This window comes from Bradyrhizobium algeriense (assembly GCF_036924595.1).
GTDB classification, from domain to species: domain Bacteria; phylum Pseudomonadota; class Alphaproteobacteria; order Rhizobiales; family Xanthobacteraceae; genus Bradyrhizobium; species Bradyrhizobium algeriense.
Genome location: NZ_JAZHRV010000001.1, coordinates 4,062,854 through 4,089,641 on the forward strand (window position 1 = coordinate 4,062,854; position 26,788 = coordinate 4,089,641).

Sequence of the window (26,788 nt, forward strand, 5' to 3'; positions counted from 1 at the left end):
AGGTCGGGTTCCCGAAATGCATTCGTCCCGGAAGAGACCGGGAGAAATTCCCGAACGGCGCGTCGAATCCATCAATGGTGCGACCCATGGGGAACGACCGCCTCTACCGTTACGCCTCCGTGGCCAGAGACGACATTCAGCGTTCCGCCCAGCGCCAATATTCTTTCGCGCATGCCGATCAGGCCGAAGCCGTGCTTGTGATCCGGCGCCAAACCACGCCCGTTGTCGCTGACGCGCACCAGAGCGCAGCCGCGATTTCCATGCATTCCCGTGGCCTGTTCGACCGTGACGCTGACGGAGGTCGCGTCGGCGTGGCGGAAGGCATTCGTGAGAGCTTCCTGAACGATGCGGTAAACCGTCAAGTCGGTGACTTCTCCGGTCGCTTCAGGCGCGCATGCAATGTTCGCGTCGATGGTCACGTCGGGACGCGACTCACGCCACAAACGCAAGAGCACGCCGAGCGCCTCACGCAATCCGAGCTCCGCCAGCCCGACGGGCCGCAGCTTTTCCAGTATCCTGCGATTGAATTGCTGGAGCGCATTGATCTGCTCCATGATGGCGGTGCCATGCTTGCGCAGTGCATCCGCAGCGACCGAGCGCCCGTCTTCCGAAAGCCGCATCAGGGCGCCGGCGTGGGCGCGCAGCGTGAAAAGATAGGGCCCGAATTCGTCATGCAACTCGCGCGCAATCTCCTTGCGCTCCAGATCCTGCAGCGAGACCGTGCGTTCGGCGAGCCGGCGCTTGTCCTCGATCGCCTCGCCGAGGACGCCCGCAAGGTGGTTCAGCTTGGCACAGAGCGCCGCCAGTTCGGGCGCGCCGCCGGGCTCGACGCGTGAACCATATTGCCCGGCCTCGATATTCGCCATGGTCTGCGAAAGTGCCTGCAGCGGCGCCAACGCGCGGCCGACCACCATCATGGTAACCAGAAAGAGCGCGATGGCGAGGGCGGAACTGACCGCAAGCTGGGTGATGATTCCGTCCCAGATCTCGGCCATTTCATCGTTCGGATGCGACGTGATCACGAGCGACTGCGGCTTTCCATGGATGGTGATCGGTACGCTCACGGCGGTCGTTTCCGGATGAACGAGCGCGATGAACCAGGCCGGCGGCGAGCGTTGGTCATCGCCGTTACCGGAGCGCTCGCCTGCGGAGGTATCACCCTGCCGCGTGATACTGACGTGCCGGAGCCGGCTGAGGTCGCGAACGATCTGGTTCAGCCGCGCATCCGGGTCCGGTGCCTCGTTGAGACCGGGAACGATCGTCTCCACGAATTCGCGCGCCAGCCGTATCACGCTTTGATCCTCGGCCCGCACGCGGGGTGCCGCCTCCACCACCAGCCGCGCGATATTGATGGCCAGACCGAGCGTCAGGCCCAACGCCAGCAGCAAATTGATCCGCCCACGCAACGATAATTTCTGCCACATGAGGTTTGCCCCAATCGCGTCGCAATCAGTTCCTCCCTCGAGAGGACCGTTGACAGTCGAAAAACCGACGATCAGATTGAAGCGTACAGTAATCTCGCGGGTGTTGCATATTCGACCTCGCGCCGGCGTCAGTATGGCCTGACGCGATGCAGCAACGGAACGGAAGCAGTTCGGGGATCGATGCAATGCGTGTTCTGATCGTCGACGACCATCCCATCGTTGCTTCGGGCTGCCGTACCGTATTTGCCGACGACCCGGAGGTCGTGCTGCTGGAGGCCGCCGACGCTGAAAGCGGCGAACGCGTGTTCGTCACTGAGCGCCCCGACATCTGCGTGATCGATATCAACCTGCCGACCGTGTCGGGGTTCGAACTGGCGCGGCGCATTCTTGCACGCGCCGCTTCCGCTCGGATCATCATGTTCAGCATGAACGACGATCCGGTCTTCGCCGCGCGCGCCATCGACATCGGCGCCAAGGGTTATGTCGCCAAGACCGGCGATCCGCAGGATCTGGTCGAGGCGATTCGTGAAGTCGGCAAGGGCGGGGTCTACCTGCCCTCCGCGATCGCCCGGAGCATCGCATTCGCCGGTCCTGCATTCGCCCGCAGCCCGCTTTCCAGGCTCACCTCGCGGGAGATGGAGATCTTGCGCCTGCTCAGCGCCGGCAAGAGCCTTTCCGAGATCGCGTGGATGGTTCATTCCTCGTACAAGACGGTTGCCAATACGTCCTCGATCATGCGCCAGAAGCTCGGTGTGCGAACCTCCGCCGAACTGGTACGGCTGGCAATTGAAAGCGGCGTGGCGTAAGCGCGTGCCGCGCGGCGCAGGAGTTTTGAGATCATGACCATGCAGACGGTTTCGCTCAACATGTCATACGGCGGAACGCAGGGCGTCTATCGACACGCCAGCCGCGAAACCGGGACCGACATGACTTTCTCGGTCTATGTCCCGCCGCACACCGCCGGCGCCAGGCTGCCGGTGGTCTGGTATCTCTCCGGCCTGACCTGCACCCACGCCAACGTCACGGAAAAGGGTGAATTCCGCAGCGCCTGCGCCGCGCTTGGACTGATCTTCGTTGCGCCCGACACCAGCCCGCGCGGTGAAGGCGTGCCCGGCGATCGCGCCAATGCCTACGACTTTGGGCTAGGCGCCGGCTTCTATGTCGATGCGACGCAGGAGCCGTTCGCGCGCAATTACCGCATGTGGAGCTATATCACGGAAGAGCTGCCGAAACTGGTCGCCGAGAACTTTCCAGTCGATCCCAATCGACAATCCATCCTCGGCCACTCCATGGGTGGTCACGGCGCACTGACGGTCGCGCTGCGTCATCCCGGGCGCTATCGCGCGGCAAGCGCGTTTGCGCCGATCGTCGCGCCCTCGCAGGTGCCGTGGGGCATCAAGGCGCTCGGCGGCTATCTCGGCGACATCAGGCAGGCATGGCGCAAGCACGATACCGTGGCGTTGATCGAGGACGGCGCCAGAGTGTCCGATCTATTGGTCGACTACGGCGATGCCGATCCGTTTCTGACCGAGCAGCTTCGCCCGGAGCTGCTGCAGGCCGCGTGCGAGAAAGCCAGGATCCCCCTCACCTTGCGCCGGCAGCCCGGCTATGACCACAGTTACTACTTCATCTCCACGTTCATGTCCGATCATCTGCGCTGGCACGCGGAGCGCCTGAAGGGCTGAAGCCACCCCACAGAGAATTGTGGTTGCAAGCCAAAACAATTCGGTCATGGTTCAGGTCAAACGGTCCGCCATACGGCGAATTCGAGAAGACCTGTCAGGGAGAAGCCATGTTCCGATGGTTGGTCATTGCGATCGGCTTGAGCGTCGCGGCCAATCCCGTGCTCGCGGCCGATCCGATCGAGATCGGCATCGGCTATCTCGGCCGCGCCGGGGTCAAAGCGAAATTATCACTCGTCGAACTGCCGGCGGAAAACGACGGTTTTGCCGGCGCGCGCCTTTCAATCGAGGACAACAACACCACGGGCAAGTTCCTCAACCAGCATTTCACGCTGGAGGAAGTCCGGCTGAAGGATGGTGAGGATGTCGCGAAGGCCGCAGCAGCACTCGCCGAGCGCACCGGCTTCATCATTGCCGACCTTTCGGCGGACGATTTGTTGAAGGCCGCCGACGCGCTCCGCGATCGCGGGACGCTGCTATTGAATGCCGGCGCGATCGACGACCGGTTGCGCGAGCAGGACTGTCGCGCCAACGTAATTCACGTCGCGCCGACGCGCTCGATGCTGGCGGATGCGCTCGCCCAGTATCTGGTATGGAAGCAATGGAAGCGCTGGCTATTCGTTGTCGGCTCGCATGAGCAGGACAGGCTGTACGCCGACGCATTGCGCCGCGCAGCGACGCGCTTCGGCGCCAAGATCGTTCAGGAGCGAACCTTCGAAGATACCGGCGGCGCGCGTCGTACCGATAGCGGCGTCACCTTGATCCAGCGGCAAATGCCGGTATTCACCCAGCAGGCGCCGGCCTATGACGTCCTCGTTGCGGCGGATGAGAGTGAGGTGTTCGCATCCTACCTGCCCTACCGCACCTGGGATCCGCGGCCGGTTGCCGGCTCAGCGGGGTTGGTTCCAACCAGTTGGCACGCCGCACAGGATCAGTGGGGCGCGATCCAGATCCAGAACCGGTTTGCAAAATTAAACTCGCGACACATGACCGCACTGGACATGCAGGCTTGGACGGCCGCGCGTATGATCGGCGAAGCGGCGTCGCGCACGAAGTCTGGCGACCCAAAGGCGGTATCGGCGTTCCTTAAAGGGCCCGACTTTTCCATTGCGGCGTTCAAGGGCCGGCGGCTGACGCTGCGGGACTGGAACCTGCAGCTTCGTCAGCCAATCCTGCTGGTCGATGGACGCATGGTGGTTTCGGTTTCGCCGCAGGAAGGATTTTTGCACCAGGTGTCGGAGCTCGATACGCTTGGCGGCGATCGGCCCGAAACCAAATGCAGGCTGCAATGAAGGAGGATAGATTGCGTATGTGGCGTTATTGCCTGCTTTCCGGAATGGCTTTCCTGCTCGCGACGGCGGCCCCCGCCTCGGCCTTCATCGCCTATGTGTCGAACGAGAAGAGCAACACCGTAACCGTGATCGATACGGACAGTTGGACCGTTACCAAGACCATCAAGGTCGGCCAGCGGCCGCGCGGCATTGAGTTCACGAGGGACGGAAAGTTTGTATTCGTGGCCGTCGGCGACGACGACAGCATTCAGGTCATCGACGTTGCGAAGCAGGAGGTCGTCGATACTCTGCCCTCCGGTCCGGACCCCGAACTGTTCGCCCTCGATGCTGACGGCAAGATGCTCTACGTCGCCAACGAAAACGACAATACAGTGACGATCATCGACGTCGAGAAGCGCGCCCGTCTCGGCGAAATCCAGGTCGGCGTCGAGCCGGAGGGCATGGCGATCAGTCCGGACGGTAAAATCCTGATCAATACGTCCGAGACGACCAACATGGCGCATTTCATCGACACCACGACGCGCCAGATCGTCGCCAACGTTTTGGTCGATGCGCGCCCGCGCTTCGCCGAGTTCAAGCGTGACAATTCCGAAGTGTGGGTGTCGTCGGAAATCGGCGGCACCGTTTCGATCATCGATCCGGTCAAGCGGGTGGTGACGGACAAGATCACCTTCAACATTCCAGGCCTGCGGAGCGAAGCCATCCAGCCGGTCGGCATCGGCATGACCAAAGACGGCAAGACCGCTTTCGTCGCGCTCGGCCCTGCCAATCGCATCGCAGTTGTGGATGCCGCCAGCCACAAGGTCACGAAGTATCTGCTGGTGGGTCAGCGGGTGTGGCACATGGCATTCACCCCGGACGAGAAATATCTGATGGTTACCAATGGCGTGTCGAACGACGTCTCGGTGATTGACGTTGCCGCGCAAAAAGTCATCAAGACGATCCAGGTCGGCGAGTTGCCCTGGGGTATCACGATTGCACAGCCATGATGGCCACTGACGCACTTTCCGCCGGTCACGATAAGCGGGACATCCCTTCCCGGCTGGACGCCGCGGAGATTCCTGCGTTGTCGATCGACGGCGTCAGCCATTCCTATGGCGCGCGGCAGGCACTGATCGACATTGGCTTCACCGTCGCACCGGCAAGCTTCACCGCGCTGCTCGGCCTGAACGGCGCCGGCAAGAGCACCCTGTTCTCGTTGATCACGCGGCTGTTCGGAATCCAGCGCGGACATATCGGCATTTTCGGCCATGACGTCGCACAAGCGCCCGGCGAAGCATTGCGGCTGCTCGGCGTGGTCTTTCAGCCCCGCACGCTCGATCTCGACCTCTCGGTGACGCAGAACCTGCTCTATCACGCCGCCTTGCACGGCATCGCCAGGCGCGATGCCCGCGAACGAAGCCGCGAGGTGCTGGCGCGCATCGGCCTCGCCGACCGCGACGGCAGCAAGGTGCGCGACCTCTCCGGCGGCCAGATGCGACGACTGGAAATCGCCCGCGCGCTGCTGCACCGCCCGCGCCTGCTGCTGCTCGACGAGGCAACCGTCGGCCTCGACGTCAAGGCCCGCGCCGACATCCTCAACCACGTCCGCCAGCTCGTTACCGAACAGGGAATAAGCGTGCTGTGGGCAACCCATCTGTTCGACGAGATCGGTTCGAACGATGATCTCGTTGTCCTGCATCAGGGCCGGGTACTGGCCCAGGGCAAAGTCGCGCAGGTCATCGCCGATGCCGGCGGCAGCGATATCAACACGGCATTCATGCGGCTGACCGGCTCCACCGCGCAGAGCGGGAGCCCGACATCATGACTTCCGCAACCATAAGGCCAGTCAGGAGCGGCTTCTCGCTCGCCGAGTATTTCACCTGCCTCAACGGCATCGTTTGGCGCGAGGCGCTTCGCTTCCTCCATCAGCGCGAACGCTTCATCTCGGCGCTGGTGCGGCCTTTGGTATGGCTGTTCATCTTCGCCGCCGGCTTCCGTCAGGTGCTCGGTCTCTCCATCATCCCGCCCTACGAAACCTACATCCTGTACGAGGTCTACATCGCGCCCGGCCTGATGGCGATGATCCAGCTCTTCAACGGCATGCAGTCCTCGCTCTCCATGGTCTACGACCGCGAGACGGGCAATATGCGCACCTTGCTGGTGAGCCCGCTGCCGCGATGGTTTCTCCTGTCCTGCAAACTTCTGGCGGGAACCGCGGTCTCGCTGCTCCAGGTGTATGCCTTCCTGCTGATTGCCTGGTTCTGGGATATCGCGCCGCCGCCGGCCGGCTATCTGACCGTGCTGCCGGCGCTGGTGCTATCAGGCCTGATGCTCGGCGCGCTGGGGATGCTGATCTCCTCCGGCATCAAGCAGCTTGAGAATTTTGCGGGCGTGATGAACTTTGTCATCTTTCCGATGTTCTTCGCTTCTTCAGCGCTCTATCCGCTGTGGCGTATCCTGGAGAGCAGCCCGATGCTCTATTATGTCTGCCTGTTCAATCCGTTCACGCATGCCGTGGAGCTGATACGTTTTGCGCTGTACGGACAGATCAACTGGATTGCGCTCGCGGTCGTAGGGGGCTGCACGATTGCCTTCATGGTCGGCGCAATCCTCGCCTACGATCCATCGCGCGGCCTGATCCGCCGCGGGCCGGCCGGAGGCGAGACATGAAATATCGGACCGCGATCGCAGCATGGCTTGCCGTTACGGCGACGATCGGCGTCGCCCATGCCGATCCGCGCTATCCGGACTGGCCGTGTACCCAGGCCAAAGTACCGGAGATTTCTCTCGCAGCGGTGTGGGCAGGCCCGCCGCTCGACGACGTCTCCGGCAAATGGAAAGACGATGCCAAGGTCAGCGCGCTGGTCGCGAAGCTGGCGGCACGGCGGACCCCGCTCGAGGAAGCGCAGAAGGCGATTGCGGAATATCTGAACGGTGCGGCCGACAAGACCGGAAGCGGAAAGCTGCTGTTTGCCGGCCTGTTCGACTCCCTCAATGCTCAACGCTCCCAGGTTCTGAACGGGCTGGAACGCGTCACCCGCAAGCAGCGCGAGGCGGCGGAGAAAATCCGCAGCGACACGCTTGCCTTGCATGCGTTGCAGGGCGAAACACCGCCCGACCAGGCCAAGATCGACGACCTCGGCAATCAGCTTGTTTGGCAGACGCGCATCTTCGAGGACCGGCAGCGCGTCATCAAATTCGTCTGCGAGGTGCCGACGGCGATCGACCAGCGGCTGTTCGCGCTCGGACGAACGATTCAGCAGGAAATCGAATAGTCGCTGGCGGAATGAGATTGGGCTGGGCCGTGACGGACCCTCTCGTGCCCCCGACCCAAGCGGCTTGAGGGCCGCGACCGCCGGGGCCATTCTACTTTGCATGGGGTTGTTTTCGCGATTTTGTGTCCCGCTCTAGTGCGGCGACGGCGTCGCCCCACCTGCCCGCGGTTCCGGTTGCGACTCCGTCAGAGCCAGGCCGGCCCGCTCCCAACCATCCGTTCCTTCGGGGTACCACGCAACGTTGGAGTAGCCGAAGGTCAGGATTCGCTTTGCCGCGTTCCAGGACATCCAGCAATCGGCCAGGCAGTAAATCACCACCAGCGCGGTCTTGTTGCCCGCCGTCGCGCGGACGAGCCCGCGCCGCAGGTAGTCTTCCGTCACAGCCGCCAGCTTTCCGTAGCCGGTATCGGGCAGCCACACGCTGCCAGGAATGTTGAGCCGCGGCTGGTCGCGCCAGACCGTTCCTTCAGGAAGGTTTGGCGGTTTCGGCGCGCGCGGCATGACGTCGATGAATACGCCCGCCTTGGTTCGCCAGATCGCCTCGGCCTCAGCTGTTGCCAGAACACGCGCGCCGGCAAGGGTTGCGGGAACCGGCGCACGATAGTCTTCCATGCGATACCCGTCGGGCTCGGGAGGTTTTTCCTGCGCTGATGTCGAAAAGATGAATGTGAGTGCCGCAAGGATCAGGCCTGCGAGCGCTTCCTTCATGGCGCTTTCGTTGCGGTCTCTGCGCCGATCGGCCGGTCGTTGTCGTCGAGCAAGGGAACGCCGTAGTCCAGCAATATCTTGTTGATGGCGGGCTGGTTCTCCTGGATCAGGCGGTTGAGCTGCCGCTTCCAGTTCTGGTCAGCCGCCCGCACCCCCAAGCCGATGCGGAAGGCCAGTCGCGGGCCGGTCTTTTCCTTCACGAGAGGCGTGACATGGAGCGGCGGGTTCGCATTCTTCGCATGGAAGCCCGCCATCGGCCCCCACAGGATGCCGGCGTCAATCTTGCCCGCCATCAGGTCACCGATCATGGCCTCCGCTGACGAGTCGATACGCGTATCGACCATCAACTGATAGGGTTTGGCATTCGCCATCAGGCCGTTGACTGCCATGTTCGTGCCAGGCGGCGTGCCGGCCACGATGCCGATATGCTTGCCTTTCAGGCGCTCGTCTTCCAGCGTCGCAACGTCCTCGAGGCCGCTGCCCTTCTTGGCGACCAGTGCATAGGCGGTGCGGTAGTAGGGATTGGTACCCTGGACCAGGTCGTCGCCTTGCGGAAAGCCCATGATGACGTCGCAACGATGGGCCCCAAGCGTCATCCGGACGAATCCGGTCGCCTGCGGGAAGTACATGTAGTCCAGCTTCTTGTTCAGCTTCTCGGCGAACAGCTCGGCGAGCTTGTTCTCAAATCCCTCGCCCTTGTCGTTGGAGAACGGCAGATTGTGCGGGTCGGCGCAGACGCGCAACACCTTGGGATCGACGAGCTCGATCGACAGATCGCCGGTTTCCTTGATCTGCGCACGCGCGCAGTCGCGCCCGATGAGTATGGCGAGGATCGCCAATATTGCGATCGCCAGCCAGCGCCTTTGTCCGGCATATGTCATCGAAAGTTGCTGCACTTCCGGTCCACCATGGTTGCTTCAGAAGAATATCGGCAACCTCGACGAACCAAGTTCCGTTGAAGCCGCAGATGAGCAAAATGCTATGCTTGTCAATTGGAGCGCGCAACAGGAATAATCCCCGTAGCGGACTCGCCGCCTGTGCTGCGACGCAAACGTCGCTGCGATGAAACATGGAATTGCCGAGGCCCAAATATGGCTCATGCCGCATGGATCCTGACTGCGCTCGCGATGCTCGCTACGATGACAACTTCGCGCGCGCAGCAACAGGAGTTGCCCGTCAACTCCATTGCGGATGGCGTATTCGTTCACAACGGCCGAACCGCGCAGATGACACGTGAGAACGACGGTGCGATCGCCAATGTCGGTTTCATCGTTGGAGAGGATGCAGTCGCGGTGATCGATACCGGCGGCAGCGTCCGCGAGGGACGACGATTGATGGCAGCTATTCGTGCCCGGACCGACAAGCCGATCCGGTACGTTATCAATACGCATGGCCACCCCGATCATTTTTTCGGCAACGGCGCTTTCGTGCAGAACGAAACGACCTTTGTCGGCCACGCGAACCTGCCACGCGCCCTGGCCACGCGCGGACAATTCTATCTCGATGCATTTCGCCGTACCATGGGCGACGAGCTGATCGACGAGATACGCATTGTGCCGCCAACGCTGCTCGTCAGCGGCACGCTGAAGCTGGATCTTGGCGCACGAACCCTCGTCCTGCGGGCGTGGCCTGCTGCGCATAGCGATTGCGATCTCACAGTGCTCGATGAAAAATCCGGAACCCTGTTTGCGGGCGATCTGGTGTTTCTGGCCCACACGCCCGTGCTGGACGGCAGCATCCGCGGCTGGCTGGGCGTACTCGGCGAACTCGGCGCCCTGCCTGCGCTACGCGTGGTTCCCGGTCACGGCCCTGTGAGCGGATGGCCGGCCGCCCTCGCCGACGAGCGCCGCTATCTCCAAACACTGGCCGCAGACATACGCGGGCTCGTCGCTCGCGGCGAGCCGATTGCGGCGGCAGGCACGGCAGCGGGCTCCGAGCGATCCCGATGGGAATTGTTCGACGACTTCAACACCCGCAACGCAACCGCAGCATTTTCGGAAATTGAATGGGAATAGCAGGCGCATTGCCCTATATTGCCCTTTCGTTGCTTTCATCCCTGTGAAGGTGGTGCATGCCCGGATCTTTCGTCCGCCTGTTCGGTGTCGCTGGCCTGCTGCTGTTTGGCGCGCCGCTGGCGCTTGCCGCCGAGGCGAATGACCCTTGGCCCGGCCTGGCGCAAGACATCTTCAACAACCGCCCGATGAACGATGGCAACGACGTGATCGGCATCGAAATGCCCACCCGTGCCGAGGATGCTGCAATCGTCCCGGTGACCTTGCGAACGAAGCTGTCGCCCGGCGACAGCAGGCAGGTGCTGAGCATTACGCTGGTCATCGACCAGAACCCTGCGCCGATGGCGGCCAAATTCCAGCTCGGGCCGGACGCCAAGGTGTCTGAGATCTCCACCCGCGTCCGCGTTAACAATTACACCGATGTTCATGCGGTGGCCGAACTCAGCGACGGCAAACTGTACATGACCAAGACCTATGTAAAGGCATCCGGCGGCTGCTCGGCGCCTGCCGCCAAGAACGCCGATGAAGCCAAAGGCAGGCTCGGCCAGATGCGCTACCGGCAGTTCGCAAAAACCGGCGAAGGCCCCGCCAGCGGCGCGCGCGAGGCCCAGATCATGATCGGGCATCCCAACAATTCCGGCCTGCAGATGGACCAGGTCACGCAATTGTATGTGCCGGCATTCTTCGTCAACGAACTGCGTCTCTGGCAGGACGACAGCCTGGTGTTGACGATGGAAGGCGGCATTTCAATTTCGGAGGATCCCAATATCAGGTTCACCTATGTCTCGAATGGCGCGAAGCGCTTCCGCGCCGAGGCCAAGGATACCGAGGGACATGTCTTCCAGCGCGAATGGAAGATCGACGATTCCGGGATGTGACGCAGGGCCGCGTGCAGCGCCTCAGAAACAGCGCACTTCCGCTTCGGCCTGGGCCCGCCTGAGTTCGTTGAGCGCATTTGCCGCCTGCTCCGACGTGCGGAACGGGCCGCCCATATCGCCCCGCACCTGCGACAGGCTGAGCACGGTTTCGGCCGTGACATAGCGATCATAGGGCACGAGCGAAGCGATAACGTCGATCGAACAGGAGCATTGCTCGATCGACTGCCGGCTCTCGCCGTTCGCTTTCAAGCAGCCAAACGCGTATTCGACGCGCGTCGACGTCGGATAATCGTTGAAGTCCTGGGCGCGCGTGACCGCTGTCATCGTCAACAGCGCCGTCGACACGGCGACAATAGGTCGTACCAATCCGACAAGGGTCATCGTCTTCCTCCCGCTAGTAATTGTGGAAGCTATGCTATGACTGTCCCACAGAAAAGCGGATGTTCGAGGAAACGGCTCAAGGCGCCATGAAGTTTTTTGTTCGCATGCTGCTCGCTGCGATTGTTTCAGTCTCGCTCGGCACGTGCTGCAGCGCCGAGGTTTTGCGCGTTGCGGTGCAGAAGACCGGAACATTCGCCTGGGAACTCGCTGTCATCCGTGCGCATGGCCTCGACAAGCGGGCCAACCTTTCGGTCCAGGTTCTCGAACTGGCGAGCCCCGAGGCGGGCAAGATCGCGCTTCGCGCCGGGAACGCCGACATTGTGGTCACCGATTGGCTTTGGGTATCGCGCGAACGCGGGCTTGGCGCCAAGCTGACATTCTATCCTTATTCGAGCGCGCTCGGCGCCGTGATGGTACCTGCCCCATCACCGATCCAGACCCTGGCCGATCTCAAGGGCCGCAAGCTCGCCGTCGCTGGTGGCCCGATCGACAAGAGCTGGCTGCTGCTGCTGGCGTGGTTGAAGCAAGGGGGAATCGACCTGAAGTCGGAGGCGACAATCGCCTACGGCGCGCCACCGCTGCTGGCTGCGAAGACGCTCAGCGGCGAAATGGATGCGACCCTGAACTACTGGAATTTCTGCGCCGCACTGGAAGCAAAGGGCTTCCGCCGCATTGCCGGCATTGAGGATCTGCTGCCGAAACTCGGCGCCAAGGGCCGCACCGCGATGATCGGCTACGTCTTCGACGAAAAATGGGCGAACGCAAACCAGGACAAGCTTGCCCGCTTCATCGCCATCACCCGCGCGGCGAAAGAGATCCTGTCGACCTCGGATGCGGAATGGGAGAAAATTGTGCCTCTAACCGGTGCTCCCGACGCTGCAACGTTGCGCGCCTATCGCGATCGCTATCGGGAAGGAATTCCGCGTCGCCCGGTCGCCGACGAAGAAGCCGACGCGCGCATTCTCTACCGCGTGCTGGCTGAAATCGGCGGCCGCGAACTTGTCGGGCCGGCGCCTGAGCTCGATTCCGGAACATTCTATCACGCGATCCCGGGAGGCTGAGGTGCCGCGCCTGCTGTCATTTGCCGTGCTCCTCGCAACCTGGTGGATCGGCTCGCTGCTTGCCGGTGATGCGAAACTGCCACCTCCCCCCACCGTGCTCGCGGTCATGATTGCGGAAGCAAGATCGGGTAATTTGTTCTTCCATCTCGGCGTGACATTGGCGCGCGTTGCGCTCGCCTTCACGCTGGCGATGTCGTTGGGCGCCGCGATTGGATATTTGATGGGCCGGGTACGGCTTGCCGACCGGCTGGGCGACCCCTGGCTGATCCTGCTGCTCAATCTGCCGGCGCTCGTGGTCATCGTGCTCGCCTACATCTGGGCTGGATTGACTGAAGTCGCCGCAATTGCGGCAATCGCCATCAACAAGCTCCCGACGGCCGTCGTTACGCTGCGCGAGGGGGCGCGCGCCCTCGATGCGGCGCTCGACGAAATGGCGACCGTATTTGCGTTGTCGCGCTGGAAGAAATTCCGGCACGTTATTTTGCCGCAACTGTCGCCCTACATTGCAGCCGCCGCACGATCAGGACTTTCCCTGGTCTGGAAGATCGTCCTTGTTGCGGAGTTACTCGGACGTCCGAACGGGGTTGGTTTCGAGATTGGCGTGGCGTTCCAGCTGTTCGACATTCCGCTATTGCTGGCCTATTCACTGAGCTTCGCTGTGGTCGTGCTCCTCATTGAAACCGTATTGGTGCAGCCGTTTGAGGCCCGGTTATCCCGGTGGCGTCCCCGTGCGGCTTGAGGTCGATATCGCCAGCAAGACGTTCAAGAACGCGGCGGGCGAGCAGCACGACGTGATCGCCGGCGTGGCCTTCGCGCTTGATGCCGGAGAGGTAGGCGTCCTTGTCGGTCCATCCGGCTGCGGCAAGAGTACGATGCTCAGGATTCTCGCCGGCCTCGACCACGAATTTCAAGGGCGCGTCTCGCGCCCCGCTGGCGCACGAGTAGGCTTCGTCTTTCAGGAGCCACGGCTGCTGCCCTGGCGGTCGGTCGAAGAAAATGTGCGGCTTGCTGCGCCCCTGGCCGATGAAGCGAAGCTTTCAGCCCTCTTCGAAACTCTCGAACTGAAAGCGCATCGTAATCACTTTCCCGGCGAACTATCGCTAGGTCTAGCCCGGCGCGTTGCGCTCGCCCGTGCGTTCGCCGTCGAGCCGGAGTTCCTCATTCTCGACGAACCACTGGCCTCGCTCGATGCCGCCCTCGCCGCCCGTCTGCGCGATGAGATTGCCATGTTGATGGACGGCCGTTCCATGATAACGCTGCTGGTCACCCATGACGTGGACGACGCGGTTCGTCTGGGCGACCGCCTGTTCCTGCTCTCGCCGCGACCGGCTCGGATTCTCGCCCAGCTGCCTATCCGCACACCGCGCAGCAAGCGCGGCGACGCCGAGATCGCCGCGATCAAGTTGGACGTCATGCGGCGGATCAACGGCGCTCCCGCCGAGCGGGATGCCTCATAGGCATTGCCAGAGACCGGTGCTAACATGCAGCACCGACGGGGTTGGAGATGAAACGCTCGATCGGAATCGCAACGCTCGGTCTCGCGCTTCTGACCATAACGGCAACGGCGCAGGACATGATGCGTCATGTGGACCTGTCGTCGCCCGACATGGTCTCTGCCGAAATGACCCGCGCCGAGGTCGAGGCAGCGCTCGCTGCGGCGACCACCGTCGCGCCCGCCGATTTCACGGGAAAGAGATTATCCGGCCTCGACCTCTCCGGGCTCAATTTGTCCGGCGCAATTTTCCGCGCGGCACGGCTCAACAAGACAAGGCTCGCCGGCGCCAGGCTCGACCGTGCCATCCTCGACCAGGCATGGCTGCTGGAGGCGGACCTGACTGGCGCAAGCCTGAAGGGCGCAAACCTGTTCGCCTCGCAGATGCCTCGCGCCCGCCTCGACGGCGCCGATCTCTCAGGCTCGCGCATCGCCGCCGATCTCACCGGCGCGAGCCTCGTCGGAGCCTCGATCGCGGACGCGAATTTGGGCGCCGACATGCGTAACCAGTCGATGGGCCTGATGCGCGCAATACTGAAATCCGCCAATCTGGAACGGCTGAATGCGCGCGGCGCCGACCTGTCCCGCGTCGATCTCGAATTTGCCGCGCTGAAGGGTAGCGACCTCACGGGCGCTTCTCTCAAGGGAGCCCAGCTTGGGGGAGCCGACTTGACCGGCATCACCGTCATCGATACCGATTTCGATGGTGCCGATCTCGATTCAGCCAGGTTGATCGCCCCAATCGGCCTCGACCGGGCGAAAAACTTCGATAAAGCAAAAAATCGAGACCGCCTGATAAAGCAATGACTGCTCTAGACATTCCCTGATGAAGGACTGCCCGATGCGATGGATCCTGGCTTTGGTGGCGCTGTTGTCAGCGAGCGTCAATGAACTGGCCGCGCAAGGAAAAGGCATCCGATTGTGGAATCTGACCACCGCGACTATTTCGGAGTTTCAGCTTTCCCCGGCCGGAAAGAGCGACTGGGGCCCCAACCAGACCCTGAACGACAAGGACAAGGAAGTTGATCACGACGAGCGCCTGCGCATCACGGGGGTACAGCCGGGACGCTATGACGCCAAGGTCGGCTATCGCGGCGCAAAGCACTGCTTCGTTCGCGACATTGAAATCAAGGCTGATGCCGTGTTTTCGGTCGCAGACAAGGATTTGAAAGACTGCAACAAGTAGCCGCTACGACTGGACGAATATTCAGCCGAGAGACCACACGGCCTCTCCAGAAGCCTTTTGGTTGTTGCGGGGGTATTCGCAACGCCATTTGACCGCGGTCCATTTCGGGTGTTCGCCCACCCACTGGGCGATGTAGGGCTGCGCGGCCATGGCACATTGCCGCAACGAAACATCTGAAGAAAACACCAGATGGGTTTCCTCGCAGGTGGCCGGCGAGAGCACCGCACAGACGGTCACGATCAAATCTATCGGGGTCATGCTCGATATCCCTTGAATTGCTCCCGAATGGATAACGCAAAAGCTACGGTAACGGGCGGCGTAAAGTTTCACTACCCCGTGAAAAGCCGGAACCCGGCCGCGCCTCAACCCTAAAAGTTAACGCCAAATACCAGCCGCGCCTGATGGCGTTCGAAATTGACGAGATCAAGGCTGGCAATTGACCCGGCCGGACGCCCCCACGCCTGAACGCTCCAGCTTGCGGTAAGCCGCGAGCGTTTCGACAACTGGAAATAAGCGGTCGGACCGACAAACAATGCCTGTCCTGCCAGTTCCTCCAGGCCGATCCCCTCATATTTCCGCAGGTAACGCGCTTCCCCGCCCAACAGGAAACCGGGATGCAACTGCGCCATTAGCCCAAGCGCCGCACCTGCGGTGGATTCCCGCTCCATCACTCCACTGCCGACAAGGCGCGTCCACTCCGGTTCGTAGATCAGGTTGAACGCCGCGACGACGCGGTTCGGCACGAGCTCCCGGTCGAACGCCAGCCTGAATTCCGTTCCGAAGCTCCGGACCCTTTCTGCCGTTGTCTCATCAATCCGATGAGCATGCGCTTCCGTCGCGAAAGTGAGTCCGAATGGGGCCGTTTCCCGATCGAGAAAGCGGTAGCGCAAATCGACGGACCCGCCCTGCCACGACATCCGGCGCTGGTCGTCAAGACCTGGTACGCCATTGATCAGATGTGACGCAAACGCGCTCCCGATCTCGATTCGAAAATTCTGGACCGGCACAAACTCAAGCTCGAACTCCTGACCGACGGCCCGATAACGCCCGCCGTTCCTGCCGAAGCGGCCGGTCGTCTCGCTTTGAAACTCCCGTTCGCCGACATTGCCGACATCGGTACCGATCATGAAGCCGAACAGATGCTCGGTATCGATGCCCTCGGCGTGGGCGCAGGCCGGCAGCAGCGCTGCAAGAGATACGACCGCCGCCTGGAAGGCCTTTGCACGCGTAGATATTCGCATTCAGCGGGTCATGGGGTTGAAACGGGTAACTCCGGCGGCGTCAGCCGAGAACATACCCTTAGCATGGTGCGGGGACCGTGGGCGAGCCATGCGAACATGTGGGAGAGAGGAATCAGGACCGGATCGCCTTCCGGCGGCCGTCTACAAGGGGGTCCCGTCCACTTTGGCAGGATCCGCGCCCTGCTCTTGCTGCAGGCAGTGGAGAACTTCCAGGGATCATACAGCTTGGAATCGTACAGCTTGCCCGGCCCGCAGCAACAAGCAGTTGTCGGAGCCGGGCAGACCGTTTCGACGCGTCTATTGACGCGCCGCGCAGGCGTACATGTTGATTTCCATGCCCACCGGCACTTCCACAATCTTCGGAGTTTTCCAACTCATCAGGGTTTCTCCCAAGCAGTGCTGGCACGACATTCGTGCCGGCACCAAAACTAGGTTGACCTCGAACGTAGCGCAAGCTCGGAACATCAGACATTGACGGCATCCCGGCGCATCTGACGCCGGAAACTTCCCTCTTGGGCAAAGCCACTTCACTCTTGGACAAGGCGAAGGAGCGAAAGCGACGAATCGACGTATACGTCGCGTCGGTCACTATTGGCGAATTCGGTTCGCCTGCAAAAACTGTCTGTTGCAGTCGGACACCTCGGGGATGTCGGAGCGCCGGCCGAAGCGCCGACAATCCGACACCGCCTCAGCTACACGCCCTCAGCAATCCTTGTCTGCGTCTGCGGTCTTGCTGTCCGCTTTGGCGCCTTCGGCCTGCTGTGCCGCCGTTGGTTCGCCCTGCATCTGCCGCTGCGTATCCTGCGAAGACGCCGCAACGTCTCCGGTCTTTTGATTCATCGTTTCGGTCGGCGGATGTCGATCGGTGCTGCTGGCCATACCCGTGGTCTGGCTGTCGCCCATCTTGGCCGGTCCGGAGCCTGCATCCTTCAAGTTGGCGGCACGGCTCGTATCACAGGGACCAGCCAATGCTGCGCCGGTGCTCAAAACCAGGACGGAGCAACCAGCAATCATGAGCTGTTTCATTTTCATCTGTCTCACTCCTGTTCTCGTGAAGTACGCTCGACATGATGAGAGGCAACCGACCCGCTGCCTGCAGGTTCCGGGTGGCTACGCGAATCTCGGCATGTTTAATCTGACGTCCGGGTTTTTGGTGAGGACAGTCGATGGAACCGATTCACCGAGGGTTGATCAGTTTTCTTTTCGCGGTGTGCTTTGCGTCGGGGGCCTTTGCGCAGGACAGGCAGCCTGACCAAACCGCACCAAAGGCCGAGACCGCTGATCCCGCCAACGGGCCGTCACTGACCGGAAAAGAGCGCATGGGCAAGAAGTGGATGGACGAGCAACGGATCGACAATTGCAACGTGCCGATCGACAAGCGCGGGAGCAGGCCACGATCCAGCACCTGCCCGCATGTTCCGTCGGGATGATCGGCGACGACGGTGCAACGCCACGGCTGCGCAATGTGATCCAGCGCCGCCGCGCTGTCCGCGACACGACGACACCGACCGAGTGAACTCAAGCAGCGCCGCGGTTCAGCCGCACGGCATCAGCCGTGCGATGGAAGCCAAAGCCGCGGCAGGCTCGTGCCCGCCGCGGTTAATCCCAGCCGGCTAATCCCAGGACCAGGCGGAGAAGTCGTTCTCGAATTGCGGGACTTCCTTCCACACGCCCTTCAGCTTCTTGTTCGCGATGGTGATCCATTGCGGCTGGAACAGGAAGCCGGCGACCGCGTCGGTCGCCAGCATGCGCTGTGCGTCGCCAAGCAGTTTGGCGCGCTCGGCCTCGGCCGGTGTTGCCCTGATCTGCTGGTAAAGCGCGTTGAAGGCCTCGTTGTTATAGCCGAGATAGTAATCGGACTCGGTTATCTTCACGAGATCGAACGGCTCGACATGCGAGACGATGGTGAGATCGAAGTTATGCGGACCGTTGCCGGCAAACACCTGCGACAGCCACTGCGCCCATTCGACGTTCTCGATCTTGGCGATGATGCCGACCTTGGCGAGCTGGGCTGCGAGGACTTCGCCGCCCTGCCGCGCGTAGGGCGGCGGCGGCAGCTTGAGGCTGAGCTCAAGCGGCGTCTTCACGCCGGCTTCCGCCAGCAGCTTCTTGGCCTTTTCGGGGTCGTAGGGATTGATGCCTGTCGTGTCGACATAGCCTAGCGATCCCGGCGTATAGAAGCTGCCGATTGGCGCGCCAAAGCCATCAACGGCGCCGTCGATCATCGCCTTGCGATCGATGGCAGCGAGAATGGCGCGGCGAACCCGCACATCATCGAGCGGCTTCTTCCGTTCGTTGATGCCGACGATGGTCTTGGCCTTGGAGCCGCCGATCAACACGTTGAAGCGCGGATCGGCCTTGAACTGCGCCACGCTGCGCGCCACTGCGGCGCGCGGAAATGCGTCGATGTCGCCCGACAGGAGCGCCGCGACCTGCGCTGAGGGATCGCTGATGAAGCGGATGGTCACCTTGGAAAGCTTGATCGCGGCGGCGTTGCGATAATCCGGCCATTTGCTCAGGGTGATCGACGATCCCTTGGCCCAGGCGCCGAGCGTATAGGGTCCGGTGCCGACCGGCTGCGTCGCATTGGTCGGCGCGCTCTTCGGCTCGACGATCGAGCCACCCGCCTGACCGAGCAGGAACGGCAGGTTCGGTTCGGAATATTTGAGCGCGACCACGATCGTCTCCGCATCGGGCGCGGTGACCTGCTCAAACGCCTGGTAGAGGCTCTTGTCCTTATTGGTGCTGGTCGGCACCGCGTTGCGATCATAGGAGAACTTTACCGCCGCGGAATCGAACGGCTCGCCGTTATGGAATTTGACGCCCTTGCGAAGCTTGAACGTATAGGTCTTCAGGTCGGCCGACGCCTGCCAGCTCTCGGCGAGCAGCGGCGATACCGAACCGTCCTCGTTGATCTTGGTCAACGTCTCATAGAGGTTATAGAGCGTGACCTCGGCGATCGCCGCAGCCGCCGCGTTGGTGGGATCGAGCCCCGGCGGCTCCAGCCCCATGCCTATGACGACGCTGTCCTTCTTGCCCTGCGCGAGGCTCGGCAGCGGCGTTGCGGCGAACGCGGCGATAAGTGCAAAAACGGCTAGCTTCCTGAACATTCGCTTGCTCCCCTGACATATCGCGTGACCAGACTAAGCCAGTCCCGCACAAAAGACTAACTCTCCTCCGACGACACTGCAGGCAATGCCATCACGGCCTCAGCGTGATGGCATGCCGCAAGGTGCGCTATGCCGAAATTGCGCAGCGCCGGCGCGGTGTCGCGGCAATGCTGATCGGCCAGTGGACAGCGCGATGCGTAGGCGCATCCTGCCGCGCCGGTCGACTGGGAGGCGATCGACTGGGCGCCGCGGCGGCGGCGTAGCCCACCCGCGCGGGCGCGCGGCACGGCCTCAAGCAGCGCTCGCGTATAAGGATGGGCGCAGTGCGCGAACAGATCTTCCGGCCGGCCCTGCTCGACGATCCGGCCGAGATACATCACCGCGATCTCGTCGCAGAGATAATCCACCACCGCCAGATCGTGGCTGATCAGGATGTAGCTCAATCCAAACTCATCCTGCAGGTCTTGCAGGAGATTGAGCACCTGCGCCTGCACGGAGACATCGAGTGCGCTGACCGGCTCGTCGGCGACAATCAGTTTTGGCTGGGTGATCAGCGCACGCGCGATCGCGATGCGCTGGCGCTGGCCGCCGGAGAATTCATGCGGGAACTTGTCCATGTCGGCGTCGCGCAGGCCGACCTGGCGCAGCACGCCGGCAACGCGCTGACGCAGCGCGGCGCGATCCATGCGCCCGAGCGCGGTCAAAGGCTCCGCGACGATACGCGCAATGGTCTGTCGTGGGTCCAGCGAGCCATAGGGATCCTGAAACACCATCTGGAAATCGCGCCGGGCGCGGCGCAACTCGGCAGCCGGCATCCGGTGCAGGTCACGGCCCATCAGCGACACCGATCCCGACGACGGCTGTTCCAGCGCCATCACCAGCCGCGCGAAGGTCGACTTGCCCGATCCGGACTCGCCAACCACGCCGAGGCTTCGGCCCGCCATCACCTGCGCGGTGACGCCGTTGAGCGCATGCACCTGCCCGGCCGGCTTGAACACGCTTTCGCGCGGCAGTGTATAGCGCTGGGCCAGATCCTTGACCTCGAGCAGCGGCGGTTCGGCGGACGGTGACGCCTGGTCCAGCATGGTCATGCACTCAAAACTCCGGCCGCCTCAGCCATCGAAACATCCGTCCTGAGGCAGCGCACGCCGTGGCCGGCGCCGACATCAACCGCCGCCGGCAACGCCACGCGGCAACGGTCTTCGACGATCGCGCAACGGTCCGCGAAGGTGCATCCCGAGGGCAGATCGGCAAGCTCGGGCACGGTGCCGGCAATGGTCTGCAGCCGGGTCCCCTTCCGCGCACCGAGGCGCGGGCGAGCGCGAAACAGGCCCTGCGTATAGGGATGCCCCATGCGCGTGAACACGGCATTCGTCGCGCCGCTCTCAACGACGGTGCCGCCATACATCACCATCATACGCTGTACATTCTCGGCGATGACGCCAAGATCGTGCGAGATCAGAACCATCGACATGCCGCGCTCGGCAACGAGGTCTGCGATCAGGTCGAGGATCTGTCCCTGGATGGTGACGTCGAGCGCGGTGGTCGGCTCATCGGCGATCAGCACGTCGGGCTGGCAGGCCAGCGCCATGGCAATAGTGACGCGCTGCCGCTGTCCGCCGGAGAACTGGTGCGGATAGGCATCGACGCGTTTCGCCGCATCGGGAAGCCCGACACGATCGAGCAAGGCGATGGCTTCCTTGCGGGCCTCTGCCGCCGAGCAATTGGTGTGGCGCCGCAACGGCTCGGCCACCTGACGGCCGATCGTGTGCATCGGATTGAGCGCGGTCATCGGCTCCTGGAAGATCATGCTGATGCGATTGCCGCGCAGCTTGCAGTAATTCGTATCCGACAGGCCCACCAGCTCGCTGCCATCGAGCCGGATGCTGCCGCTGACGACGGCGCTGTCGGGCAGCAGGCCCATCAGCGCGAGCGCGGTGACGGACTTGCCGCAGCCGGATTCGCCGACGAGGCCCAAGGTCTCGCCACGCTTCAGCGCGAAGCTGACGCCACGAACGGCCTGCGCGGGCCCGCGGCTTGTGTTGAGCCGGACGCCGAGATCCCGGACTTCGATCAGAGGTGCGTTGGCGGACTTGCTCATATTCAACGCTCCCGCGCCAGCCGGGGATCGAGCAGATCGCGCAACCCGTCGCCGAGCAGATTGAGACCAAGCACGGCGACGGCGATCGCAGCGCCCGGATAGACCGCGAGCATCGGCGACTGGAACAACAGCGTCTGTGCATCGTTCAGCATGCGGCCCCAGGACGGCTGCGGCGGCTGCGTGCCGAGCCCGAGATAGGATAGCGCCGCTTCGGCCAGGATCGCGAGTGCGAATTGGATCGTCCCCTGCACGATCAGGATCGGCAGGACGTTCGGCAGCACGTGCTCGATGGTGATGCGGAAGCCACCCTTGCCGGAGGCGCGCGCGGCCAGCACGAACTCCCGCGCCCAGATCGCATTGGCCGATCCACGGGTCAGCCGGACCAGGGTTGGAATCTGGAAGATGCCGATGGCGATGATCGAGGTCACCATGCCCGGGCCGGCGACGGCTGCCAGCATGATGGCCGAGAGCACCGCGGGAAACGCGAAGGTGAAATCGCTCATCCGCATGATGAGCTCTTCGGTCCAGCCCTTGCGCGCGGCGGCGATCAGCCCGAGACACACCCCGAAGGTGAGGCCGATCCCGACCGCGATGATGCCGACCATGATGGTGGAGCGGGCGCCGACCAGCAGTAACGACACGATATCGCGGCCAAGCACATCGGTGCCGAGCCAGTGCGCCGCCGACGGTGGCCGCAGCTTGGAGGCCACGTCGATTTCATAGGCCGACCACGGCGTCCAGACCAGCGACAGCAAGGCGGCGCAGAGCACCATCAGGCTGAGCGTGCCGCCCGCAACGAAGCTGCGATGGCGCAGCGCGCGGCGCCAGAAGCCGTTCGCAAGCCGCGGACGCGCAGTGGTGGCCGCAACCTCGACTGAGGCGCTCAGCGGGGTGCTCATAGGTTGTGTACCTTGATGCGCGGATCGATGAAGGCATAGAGCACATCGACCACGAAGTTCACGATGACGACCACGGCTGCCAGCAGCATCACGCAGTTGCGCACCACGATCAGGTCGCGATTGGCGATCGACTGGAAGATCAGCCGGCCAAGACCCGGCAGATAGAACACGTTCTCGATCACGATCGTGCCCGCCAGCAGGTTGGCGAACTGCAGGCCCATCACCGTCATGACAGGGATCATCGCATTGCGCAGCACGTGCCGCCACAATACGTCGCGCTTGCTCAAGCCCTTGGCGCGCGCGGTGCGCACAAAATCCTCGCGCAGCACCTCGAGCACCGCGGAGCGCGTGACGCGAGCGAGGATCGCCGCCTGCACCACCGATAACGAGATCGCAGGCAACAGCAGCGACTTGATCCCGGCAATGATGCTTTCGTCCCAGCCCGCAAATCCGCCGGCCGAAAGCCATTGCAGCTTCACCGAGAACAACAGAATAAGCAGGATGGCGAACCAGAAGTTGGGAAGCGCTATGCCGAACTGCGTCAGCGACATCACGCCCACATCGCCGAGCTTGTTGTGATTTGCCGCCGTATAGATGCCGGCGGACAGGGCCAGCACGACCGTCATGGACATGGACATGATCGCCAATGGAATTGTCAGCGTGAGACGCTCGGCGATCAATCCTGCAACAGGCGTGCCATAGGCATAGCTGTTGCCGAGGTCGCCCGTCAGCATCCCCGCGATCCAATGGATGTACCGATAGTGCAGCGGTTGATCGAGCCCGAGCTTGACCGTCAGCGCCCGGACCGCATCAGGCGTCGCATCCGCGCCCATCAGCATCTGTGCGGCGTTGCCGGGCAAGGCATCCAGAACGAGGAAGATAATCAGCGACGCGCCGACCAGCGTCGCTATCAGCGTCAGAAATCGGCGGAAAATGAAGACGCTCAAGTCCCGATTCCCTTGTTAGCGGCCAATCCCTTGTTAGCGATCAAGTGTGGTGGCAGCCGCATTTTCGTTTAGCCGGCTAGATTCGGCCACCGGCCGAGAAGATCTTGCGAGGCCTCAAACAGCGCGCTGATGCGCAGCAATTCGACGTCTCCACGGAATTGCCCGACCAACTGGATGCCGATCGGCAGGCCGTCCGCATCAAAGCCGCAGGGCAGACTGACGGCGGGATGACCGGTCATATTGAACGGCATCGTCCAGGGAAACCAGCTCGGCCGCACGTCGCTGAAGACCCGGCCGTCGATTTCGATCGTGCCGAACAGGTCCTGGTCGATCGGAAGCGCGGTTCGGGTGATGGTTGGCATCGCGAGAATGTCGACCCTTTGCAACAATGTCTGAACCCGCCGAAACAGCGCCGTACGGTCAAACATCGCCCGCTGATAGTCAACACCGCTGACCTTCGTGGCCAGCGCCAGTTGCTTCATGAAAGTCTCGCTCAGCACGTCGCCATGGTCGGCCGCCAGCTTCTCGAACCGCGCGCGCCACGCGGTGTGATTGATGGCGCGCCAGATCGGCTCCACCTCAAATCCGTCGGCGGACATTTCCTCGACCTCGGCCCCGAGGGCTTCCAGCCTGGCAAGCGCGACCTTGAATGCAGCGACGACATCGGCCGCAACCGGCCGGCCGAGCGGCGCGAGGCAGAATGCAATCCTGCGCCCGCGCAGATCGCCGTTTGGCGCCGATCCCTCGACAAAATTCGACGGCGGCAATCCGATCGACCACGGATCGGAAGCGTCTTCTCCCGACATCGCCTGCATCATCAGGGCGGTGTCTGCGACGGTGCGCGTCGTAGGCGTCACATAGGTCTGGTTGCCGAACGCGTCCTGCACCTGGCTGTGCGGAATAACGCCGTTGCTTTGCTTCAGCCCGACGACGCCGTTGCAGGCCGCCGGAATCCGCGTCGAGCCGCCGCCATCCGTCGCGATGGCAAGCGGCGCGATGCCGCTGGCAACCGCGACCGCCGCTCCCCCGCTTGAACCACCGCTCGAGCGTGCGCCACTCCAGGCATTGCGCGTGCGGCCGAACAACGGCGAATCCGTCAGGCACTTGGTGCCGAACTCTGGCGTCGTGGTCTTGCCCACGAGAATGGCACCCTCTGCCCGCATTCGCGCCACGGCGACCGCATCATGGTCAGGCACGTTGTCCTTGTAGGGGACCGCGCCGAAGGTCGTTCGCACTCCCTTGGTGTTGACCAGATCTTTCACGGTGAACGGAATGCCGTGAAGAAGGCCGAGCCGCCCCCCGGCCACGACCTCGCGCTCTGCGTTCCTCGCCTCGGCCATGGCTTCATCCCCACACAGCGTGATGAAGCAGTTCAACTCGGGCTGCATCCGCTCGGCGCGCGCAAGAACGGCACGCGTAATTTCGACCGGTGAAACATCCCTGCGGACGATCCGCGCGCGGAGTTCGGTCGCAGGCAGAAAGCACAGTTCATCGCTCATCGCGCTAAAGTCCCCAGGGTCGAATGACGCAAGGATGACATTCACATTGACTTCAGGTCCAATACCATCGCACAACTGACCCATACGATTTTGGTATGGCAAAAATGGATCTCCGGCGTCTCCGGTATTTCGTTGCCGTCGCAGAAGAACGCAGCGTTGGCCGGGCCGCCGTCCGCCTGCGCATGGCTCAGCCGCCACTGTCGGTCCAGATCCGCAAATTGGAATCGGAAGTAGGAACACCGCTGTTTCGCCGCGGCACGCGGGGGATGGAGCTGACGGCGGCCGGTCGCGCCTTGCTATCGCGCGCGCGTGAAGCGCTGGCCCTGACGGCCGAAGGTTTTGAGGCAGCCCGCGCGGTGGCGGCGGGACGCCGGGGAAGATTGTCGGTCGGTTACATGTTCGCGTTGGCCCACGCCGTGTTGCCGAGGCTCGTTCCGGAACTTCGACGGTCCCTTCCAAAGGTCGATCTGGAGTTCATCGAACTGAGCGCATCGACGCGTGAGGCACGGGTGCTGGATCACAGCGTGACTGTCGCGCTGTGCATGCCCGCCATTCGCCACAGCGAGATCGAGATTTCCACGATCGGAAAGCAACGATTGATGCTGGCCATGCCGGCCGGCTCGCAGCTGGCGCGCTCAGCGGCCGTGCCGGTGAGAAAGCTGCAGGGCCGCCCGCTGATAAGCTTGCCCGGGGCTGCCGAGGATCCGTCGACCTCCGTTGTCACGTCGCTGCTGCGGCGGCATCAGGTCAGCATGCCGGTCGCGAACCGGGTCGAGACGGTGCACTCGGCGCTCAGCCTCGTCCTTGCCGGAGAGGGCATGGCGATCCTTCCCGCCTGCGCCCAGCTCGGATGCCCGACCGGCGTCGTGTTCAGGCCTTTCCTCGACGCCGACGATGCCATCGACGTCGCGGTTTGCTGGCGGAGGGATTCTCTCAATCCGCTGGTCCGGAATTTTCTCAAATGCGCGGAAAAGGTGATCCGCTACGCCTGACAGCACATCACCACATCGTCTGCCGCGCGCGCTCCGGCCATTCCCGATCGTATTTCTCGCCGCCAACGGTGTTCTCGCTCATCTCGGCGAGGATCTGGCCGGGCGTCGGCAAGCTTCGGGGATCGACGCGCTTGTCGGGATTCCAGAGATCGGCGCGCACGATGGCGCGCGCGCACTGGAAGTAAACCTCCTCCACCGTCATGACGATGACGGTGCGCGGTGCCTTGCCCTCCATCTTGAACGACGCGAGCAGTTCCGGATCGGTCGAGACATGCGCGCGGCCGTTGATGCGCAGCGTGCTGCCGGAGCCCGGGACGAGAAACAGGAGCGCGACCCTCGGATCGCGCACGATATTGCGCAGCGAATCGCAGCGGTTATTACCGCGGCGATCCGGCATCATCAGTGTCTTCTCGTCGTGCATGCGAACGAAGCCCGGCAGGTCGCCGCGCGGCGAACAGTCCAGTCCCTCCGGCCCGCAGGTTGCCAGCGCCGCGAACGGCGACTTGTCCATCAACACCCGATAGGCCGGCGTGACCCTGTCCGCGACCTTGACCGTCGAGGCATCGTTGGGAAAGCCGTAGATGGCCTCGAGCTGCTCGATCGTCGCGACGACGGTCATTTCCGGT

The 26,788-nt window shown here is 62.8% G+C and carries 31 protein-coding genes; 16 read left to right on the forward strand and 15 right to left on the reverse strand.

Annotation, left to right across the window (positions count from 1 at the left end; all coding sequences use genetic code 11):
- Window positions 1-71 precede the first annotated feature (71 nt).
- On the reverse strand, window positions 72-1,424 hold the full coding sequence (locus V1286_RS19780) for an ATP-binding protein (protein WP_334481889.1): 1,353 nt from the start codon (window positions 1,422-1,424) through the stop codon (window positions 72-74).
- Window positions 1,425-1,609: 185 nt separating this feature from the next.
- Here V1286_RS19780 and V1286_RS19785 point away from each other — a divergent pair, with 185 nt between their 5' ends.
- The 7 genes from V1286_RS19785 (at window position 1,610) to V1286_RS19815 (ending at window position 7,655) form a co-directional block, all read left to right on the forward strand.
- Window positions 1,610-2,230: a response regulator transcription factor gene (locus tag V1286_RS19785; protein WP_108512885.1), complete on the forward strand. Its 621-nt coding sequence runs from the start codon at window positions 1,610-1,612 to the stop codon at window positions 2,228-2,230.
- Between the two features lie 33 nt (window positions 2,231-2,263).
- Window positions 2,264-3,109 (forward strand): S-formylglutathione hydrolase, encoded by an 846-nt coding sequence (gene fghA, locus V1286_RS19790; RefSeq protein ID WP_334481891.1) that lies wholly within the window; start codon window positions 2,264-2,266, stop codon window positions 3,107-3,109.
- 107 nt (window positions 3,110-3,216) lie between these two features.
- Window positions 3,217-4,398 (forward strand): ABC transporter substrate-binding protein, encoded by a 1,182-nt coding sequence (locus tag V1286_RS19795; protein WP_334481893.1) that lies wholly within the window; start codon window positions 3,217-3,219, stop codon window positions 4,396-4,398.
- Window positions 4,399-4,415: 17 nt separating this feature from the next.
- Window positions 4,416-5,387, forward strand: a complete 972-nt coding sequence (locus V1286_RS19800) for a YVTN family beta-propeller repeat protein (RefSeq protein WP_334489775.1) — start codon at window positions 4,416-4,418, stop codon at window positions 5,385-5,387.
- Window positions 5,384-6,205 carry an ABC transporter ATP-binding protein gene (locus tag V1286_RS19805; protein WP_417021164.1) on the forward strand — a complete coding sequence of 274 codons (822 nt, stop codon included), beginning with the start codon at window positions 5,384-5,386 and terminating at the stop codon, window positions 6,203-6,205. The genes V1286_RS19800 and V1286_RS19805 overlap by 4 nt, the downstream gene beginning before the upstream one ends.
- Window positions 6,202-7,050, forward strand: coding sequence for an ABC transporter permease (locus V1286_RS19810; protein WP_334481895.1), 849 nt, complete (start codon window positions 6,202-6,204; stop codon window positions 7,048-7,050). Before V1286_RS19805 ends, V1286_RS19810 begins: the two co-directional genes overlap by 4 nt.
- Window positions 7,047-7,655 (forward strand): hypothetical protein, encoded by a 609-nt coding sequence (locus V1286_RS19815; RefSeq protein WP_334481896.1) that lies wholly within the window; start codon window positions 7,047-7,049, stop codon window positions 7,653-7,655. Before V1286_RS19810 ends, V1286_RS19815 begins: the two co-directional genes overlap by 4 nt.
- A 132-nt stretch (window positions 7,656-7,787) precedes the next feature.
- Here V1286_RS19815 and V1286_RS19820 read toward each other — a convergent pair whose 3' ends face one another.
- Together V1286_RS19820 and V1286_RS19825 are read right to left on the reverse strand one after the other, a co-directional pair.
- Window positions 7,788-8,363 (reverse strand): PQQ-dependent catabolism-associated CXXCW motif protein, encoded by a 576-nt coding sequence (locus V1286_RS19820; RefSeq protein WP_334481898.1) that lies wholly within the window; start codon window positions 8,361-8,363, stop codon window positions 7,788-7,790.
- Window positions 8,360-9,244 carry a substrate-binding domain-containing protein gene (locus tag V1286_RS19825; protein WP_334481899.1) on the reverse strand — a complete coding sequence of 295 codons (885 nt, stop codon included), beginning with the start codon at window positions 9,242-9,244 and terminating at the stop codon, window positions 8,360-8,362. Before V1286_RS19825 ends, V1286_RS19820 begins: the two co-directional genes overlap by 4 nt.
- A 210-nt stretch (window positions 9,245-9,454) precedes the next feature.
- On the opposite strand from V1286_RS19825, the gene V1286_RS19830 reads away from it, so the two are divergent.
- Window positions 9,455-10,378, forward strand: a complete 924-nt coding sequence (locus tag V1286_RS19830) for a quinoprotein relay system zinc metallohydrolase 2 (RefSeq protein WP_334481901.1) — start codon at window positions 9,455-9,457, stop codon at window positions 10,376-10,378.
- 56 nt (window positions 10,379-10,434) lie between these two features.
- The gene (locus V1286_RS19835) at window positions 10,435-11,253 is read left to right on the forward strand and encodes a quinoprotein dehydrogenase-associated SoxYZ-like carrier (RefSeq protein WP_334481903.1); all 819 of its coding nucleotides are present in this window, start codon (window positions 10,435-10,437) and stop codon (window positions 11,251-11,253) included.
- A gap of 21 nt (window positions 11,254-11,274) precedes the next feature.
- On the opposite strand, the gene V1286_RS19840 is transcribed toward V1286_RS19835, so the two are convergent.
- A complete protein-coding gene (locus tag V1286_RS19840; protein ID WP_108512894.1) occupies window positions 11,275-11,634 on the reverse strand; it encodes a hypothetical protein in 360 nt (119 codons plus the stop codon).
- A 104-nt stretch (window positions 11,635-11,738) separates the two neighbouring features.
- On the opposite strand from V1286_RS19840, the gene V1286_RS19845 reads away from it, so the two are divergent.
- Genes V1286_RS19845 through V1286_RS19865 form a run of 5 tightly spaced genes read left to right on the forward strand, consistent with a single transcriptional unit; the run spans window position 11,739 to window position 15,373 of the window.
- On the forward strand, window positions 11,739-12,695 hold the full coding sequence (locus V1286_RS19845; protein ID WP_334489781.1) for an ABC transporter substrate-binding protein: 957 nt from the start codon (window positions 11,739-11,741) through the stop codon (window positions 12,693-12,695).
- Between the two features lies 1 nt (window position 12,696).
- On the forward strand, window positions 12,697-13,434 hold the full coding sequence (locus V1286_RS19850; protein ID WP_108512895.1) for an ABC transporter permease: 738 nt from the start codon (window positions 12,697-12,699) through the stop codon (window positions 13,432-13,434).
- The gene (locus V1286_RS19855; RefSeq protein WP_334481906.1) at window positions 13,424-14,152 is read left to right on the forward strand and encodes an ABC transporter ATP-binding protein; all 729 of its coding nucleotides are present in this window, start codon (window positions 13,424-13,426) and stop codon (window positions 14,150-14,152) included. Before V1286_RS19850 ends, V1286_RS19855 begins: the two co-directional genes overlap by 11 nt.
- Window positions 14,153-14,199: 47 nt before the next feature.
- A complete protein-coding gene (locus V1286_RS19860) occupies window positions 14,200-14,994 on the forward strand; it encodes a pentapeptide repeat-containing protein (protein ID WP_334481908.1) in 795 nt (264 codons plus the stop codon).
- Window positions 14,995-15,028: 34 nt separating this feature from the next.
- A complete protein-coding gene (locus V1286_RS19865) occupies window positions 15,029-15,373 on the forward strand; it encodes a hypothetical protein (protein WP_108513433.1) in 345 nt (114 codons plus the stop codon).
- Window positions 15,374-15,394: 21 nt separating this feature from the next.
- Here V1286_RS19865 and V1286_RS19870 read toward each other — a convergent pair whose 3' ends face one another.
- The 4 genes from V1286_RS19870 to V1286_RS19885 all read right to left on the reverse strand — a co-directional run bounded on the left by V1286_RS19870 (window position 15,395) and on the right by V1286_RS19885 (window position 17,646).
- Window positions 15,395-15,631, reverse strand: a complete 237-nt coding sequence (locus V1286_RS19870; protein ID WP_108512898.1) for a hypothetical protein — start codon at window positions 15,629-15,631, stop codon at window positions 15,395-15,397.
- 110 nt (window positions 15,632-15,741) lie between these two features.
- Window positions 15,742-16,614 (reverse strand): hypothetical protein, encoded by an 873-nt coding sequence (locus V1286_RS19875; protein ID WP_334481910.1) that lies wholly within the window; start codon window positions 16,612-16,614, stop codon window positions 15,742-15,744.
- Window positions 16,615-16,911: 297 nt separating this feature from the next.
- Window positions 16,912-16,992: a pyrroloquinoline quinone precursor peptide PqqA gene (gene pqqA, locus V1286_RS19880; protein ID WP_108512900.1), complete on the reverse strand. Its 81-nt coding sequence runs from the start codon at window positions 16,990-16,992 to the stop codon at window positions 16,912-16,914.
- A 324-nt stretch (window positions 16,993-17,316) separates the two neighbouring features.
- Window positions 17,317-17,646: a hypothetical protein gene (locus V1286_RS19885; protein ID WP_108512901.1), complete on the reverse strand. Its 330-nt coding sequence runs from the start codon at window positions 17,644-17,646 to the stop codon at window positions 17,317-17,319.
- A gap of 325 nt (window positions 17,647-17,971) precedes the next feature.
- On the opposite strand from V1286_RS19885, the gene V1286_RS19890 reads away from it, so the two are divergent.
- Complete coding sequence (locus tag V1286_RS19890; RefSeq protein WP_334481913.1) at window positions 17,972-18,130, forward strand: hypothetical protein; 159 nt, start codon at window positions 17,972-17,974, stop codon at window positions 18,128-18,130.
- A gap of 97 nt (window positions 18,131-18,227) precedes the next feature.
- Here V1286_RS19890 and V1286_RS19895 read toward each other — a convergent pair whose 3' ends face one another.
- From V1286_RS19895 to V1286_RS19920, 6 genes are all read right to left on the reverse strand, one after another.
- On the reverse strand, window positions 18,228-19,724 hold the full coding sequence (locus V1286_RS19895) for an ABC transporter substrate-binding protein (RefSeq protein ID WP_334481915.1): 1,497 nt from the start codon (window positions 19,722-19,724) through the stop codon (window positions 18,228-18,230).
- A gap of 56 nt (window positions 19,725-19,780) precedes the next feature.
- A complete protein-coding gene (locus V1286_RS19900; protein WP_334489784.1) occupies window positions 19,781-20,809 on the reverse strand; it encodes an ABC transporter ATP-binding protein in 1,029 nt (342 codons plus the stop codon).
- 2 nt (window positions 20,810-20,811) lie between these two features.
- Window positions 20,812-21,825, reverse strand: a complete 1,014-nt coding sequence (locus V1286_RS19905; protein ID WP_334481917.1) for an ABC transporter ATP-binding protein — start codon at window positions 21,823-21,825, stop codon at window positions 20,812-20,814.
- Between the two features lie 2 nt (window positions 21,826-21,827).
- Window positions 21,828-22,724 carry an ABC transporter permease gene (locus V1286_RS19910; protein ID WP_334481919.1) on the reverse strand — a complete coding sequence of 299 codons (897 nt, stop codon included), beginning with the start codon at window positions 22,722-22,724 and terminating at the stop codon, window positions 21,828-21,830.
- Window positions 22,721-23,671, reverse strand: a complete 951-nt coding sequence (locus V1286_RS19915; protein ID WP_334481921.1) for an ABC transporter permease — start codon at window positions 23,669-23,671, stop codon at window positions 22,721-22,723. The genes V1286_RS19910 and V1286_RS19915 overlap by 4 nt, the downstream gene beginning before the upstream one ends.
- Before the next feature lie 68 nt (window positions 23,672-23,739).
- Window positions 23,740-25,170 carry an amidase gene (locus V1286_RS19920; protein ID WP_334481922.1) on the reverse strand — a complete coding sequence of 477 codons (1,431 nt, stop codon included), beginning with the start codon at window positions 25,168-25,170 and terminating at the stop codon, window positions 23,740-23,742.
- 104 nt (window positions 25,171-25,274) lie between these two features.
- On the opposite strand from V1286_RS19920, the gene V1286_RS19925 reads away from it, so the two are divergent.
- Window positions 25,275-26,162, forward strand: coding sequence for a LysR family transcriptional regulator (locus V1286_RS19925; protein ID WP_108513435.1), 888 nt, complete (start codon window positions 25,275-25,277; stop codon window positions 26,160-26,162).
- A gap of 7 nt (window positions 26,163-26,169) precedes the next feature.
- Here the strand turns inward: V1286_RS19925 and V1286_RS19930 are convergent, their stop codons facing one another.
- Window positions 26,170-26,781 (reverse strand): pyridoxamine 5'-phosphate oxidase family protein, encoded by a 612-nt coding sequence (locus V1286_RS19930; RefSeq protein WP_334481923.1) that lies wholly within the window; start codon window positions 26,779-26,781, stop codon window positions 26,170-26,172.
- Window positions 26,782-26,788: the final 7 nt, after the last annotated feature.

Bases quoted from the DNA above. Each gene is read 5' to 3' on its own strand.
- V1286_RS19780 (WP_334481889.1), bottom strand. From the start codon at position 1,424: ATGTGGCAGAAATTATCGTTGCGTGGGCGGATCAATTTGCTGCTGGCG.
- V1286_RS19785 (WP_108512885.1), top strand. From the start codon at position 1,610: ATGCGTGTTCTGATCGTCGACGACCATCCCATCGTTGCTTCGGGCTGC.
- fghA (WP_334481891.1), top strand. From the start codon at position 2,264: ATGACCATGCAGACGGTTTCGCTCAACATGTCATACGGCGGAACGCAG.
- V1286_RS19795 (WP_334481893.1), top strand. From the start codon at position 3,217: ATGTTCCGATGGTTGGTCATTGCGATCGGCTTGAGCGTCGCGGCCAAT.
- V1286_RS19800 (WP_334489775.1), top strand. From the start codon at position 4,416: ATGTGGCGTTATTGCCTGCTTTCCGGAATGGCTTTCCTGCTCGCGACG.
- V1286_RS19805 (WP_417021164.1), top strand. From the start codon at position 5,384: ATGATGGCCACTGACGCACTTTCCGCCGGTCACGATAAGCGGGACATC.
- V1286_RS19810 (WP_334481895.1), top strand. From the start codon at position 6,202: ATGACTTCCGCAACCATAAGGCCAGTCAGGAGCGGCTTCTCGCTCGCC.
- V1286_RS19815 (WP_334481896.1), top strand. From the start codon at position 7,047: ATGAAATATCGGACCGCGATCGCAGCATGGCTTGCCGTTACGGCGACG.
- V1286_RS19820 (WP_334481898.1), bottom strand. From the start codon at position 8,363: ATGAAGGAAGCGCTCGCAGGCCTGATCCTTGCGGCACTCACATTCATC.
- V1286_RS19825 (WP_334481899.1), bottom strand. From the start codon at position 9,244: ATGACATATGCCGGACAAAGGCGCTGGCTGGCGATCGCAATATTGGCG.
- V1286_RS19830 (WP_334481901.1), top strand. From the start codon at position 9,455: ATGGCTCATGCCGCATGGATCCTGACTGCGCTCGCGATGCTCGCTACG.
- V1286_RS19835 (WP_334481903.1), top strand. From the start codon at position 10,435: ATGCCCGGATCTTTCGTCCGCCTGTTCGGTGTCGCTGGCCTGCTGCTG.
- V1286_RS19840 (WP_108512894.1), bottom strand. From the start codon at position 11,634: ATGACCCTTGTCGGATTGGTACGACCTATTGTCGCCGTGTCGACGGCG.
- V1286_RS19845 (WP_334489781.1), top strand. From the start codon at position 11,739: ATGCTGCTCGCTGCGATTGTTTCAGTCTCGCTCGGCACGTGCTGCAGC.
- V1286_RS19860 (WP_334481908.1), top strand. From the start codon at position 14,200: ATGAAACGCTCGATCGGAATCGCAACGCTCGGTCTCGCGCTTCTGACC.
- V1286_RS19865 (WP_108513433.1), top strand. From the start codon at position 15,029: ATGCGATGGATCCTGGCTTTGGTGGCGCTGTTGTCAGCGAGCGTCAAT.
- V1286_RS19870 (WP_108512898.1), bottom strand. From the start codon at position 15,631: ATGACCCCGATAGATTTGATCGTGACCGTCTGTGCGGTGCTCTCGCCG.
- V1286_RS19875 (WP_334481910.1), bottom strand. From the start codon at position 16,614: ATGCGAATATCTACGCGTGCAAAGGCCTTCCAGGCGGCGGTCGTATCT.
- pqqA (WP_108512900.1), bottom strand. From the start codon at position 16,992: ATGAGTTGGAAAACTCCGAAGATTGTGGAAGTGCCGGTGGGCATGGAA.
- V1286_RS19885 (WP_108512901.1), bottom strand. From the start codon at position 17,646: ATGAAAATGAAACAGCTCATGATTGCTGGTTGCTCCGTCCTGGTTTTG.
- V1286_RS19895 (WP_334481915.1), bottom strand. From the start codon at position 19,724: ATGTTCAGGAAGCTAGCCGTTTTTGCACTTATCGCCGCGTTCGCCGCA.
- V1286_RS19900 (WP_334489784.1), bottom strand. From the start codon at position 20,809: ATGCTGGACCAGGCGTCACCGTCCGCCGAACCGCCGCTGCTCGAGGTC.
- V1286_RS19905 (WP_334481917.1), bottom strand. From the start codon at position 21,825: ATGAGCAAGTCCGCCAACGCACCTCTGATCGAAGTCCGGGATCTCGGC.
- V1286_RS19910 (WP_334481919.1), bottom strand. From the start codon at position 22,724: ATGAGCACCCCGCTGAGCGCCTCAGTCGAGGTTGCGGCCACCACTGCG.
- V1286_RS19920 (WP_334481922.1), bottom strand. From the start codon at position 25,170: ATGAGCGATGAACTGTGCTTTCTGCCTGCGACCGAACTCCGCGCGCGG.
- V1286_RS19925 (WP_108513435.1), top strand. From the start codon at position 25,275: ATGGATCTCCGGCGTCTCCGGTATTTCGTTGCCGTCGCAGAAGAACGC.
- V1286_RS19930 (WP_334481923.1), bottom strand. From the start codon at position 26,781: ATGACCGTCGTCGCGACGATCGAGCAGCTCGAGGCCATCTACGGCTTT.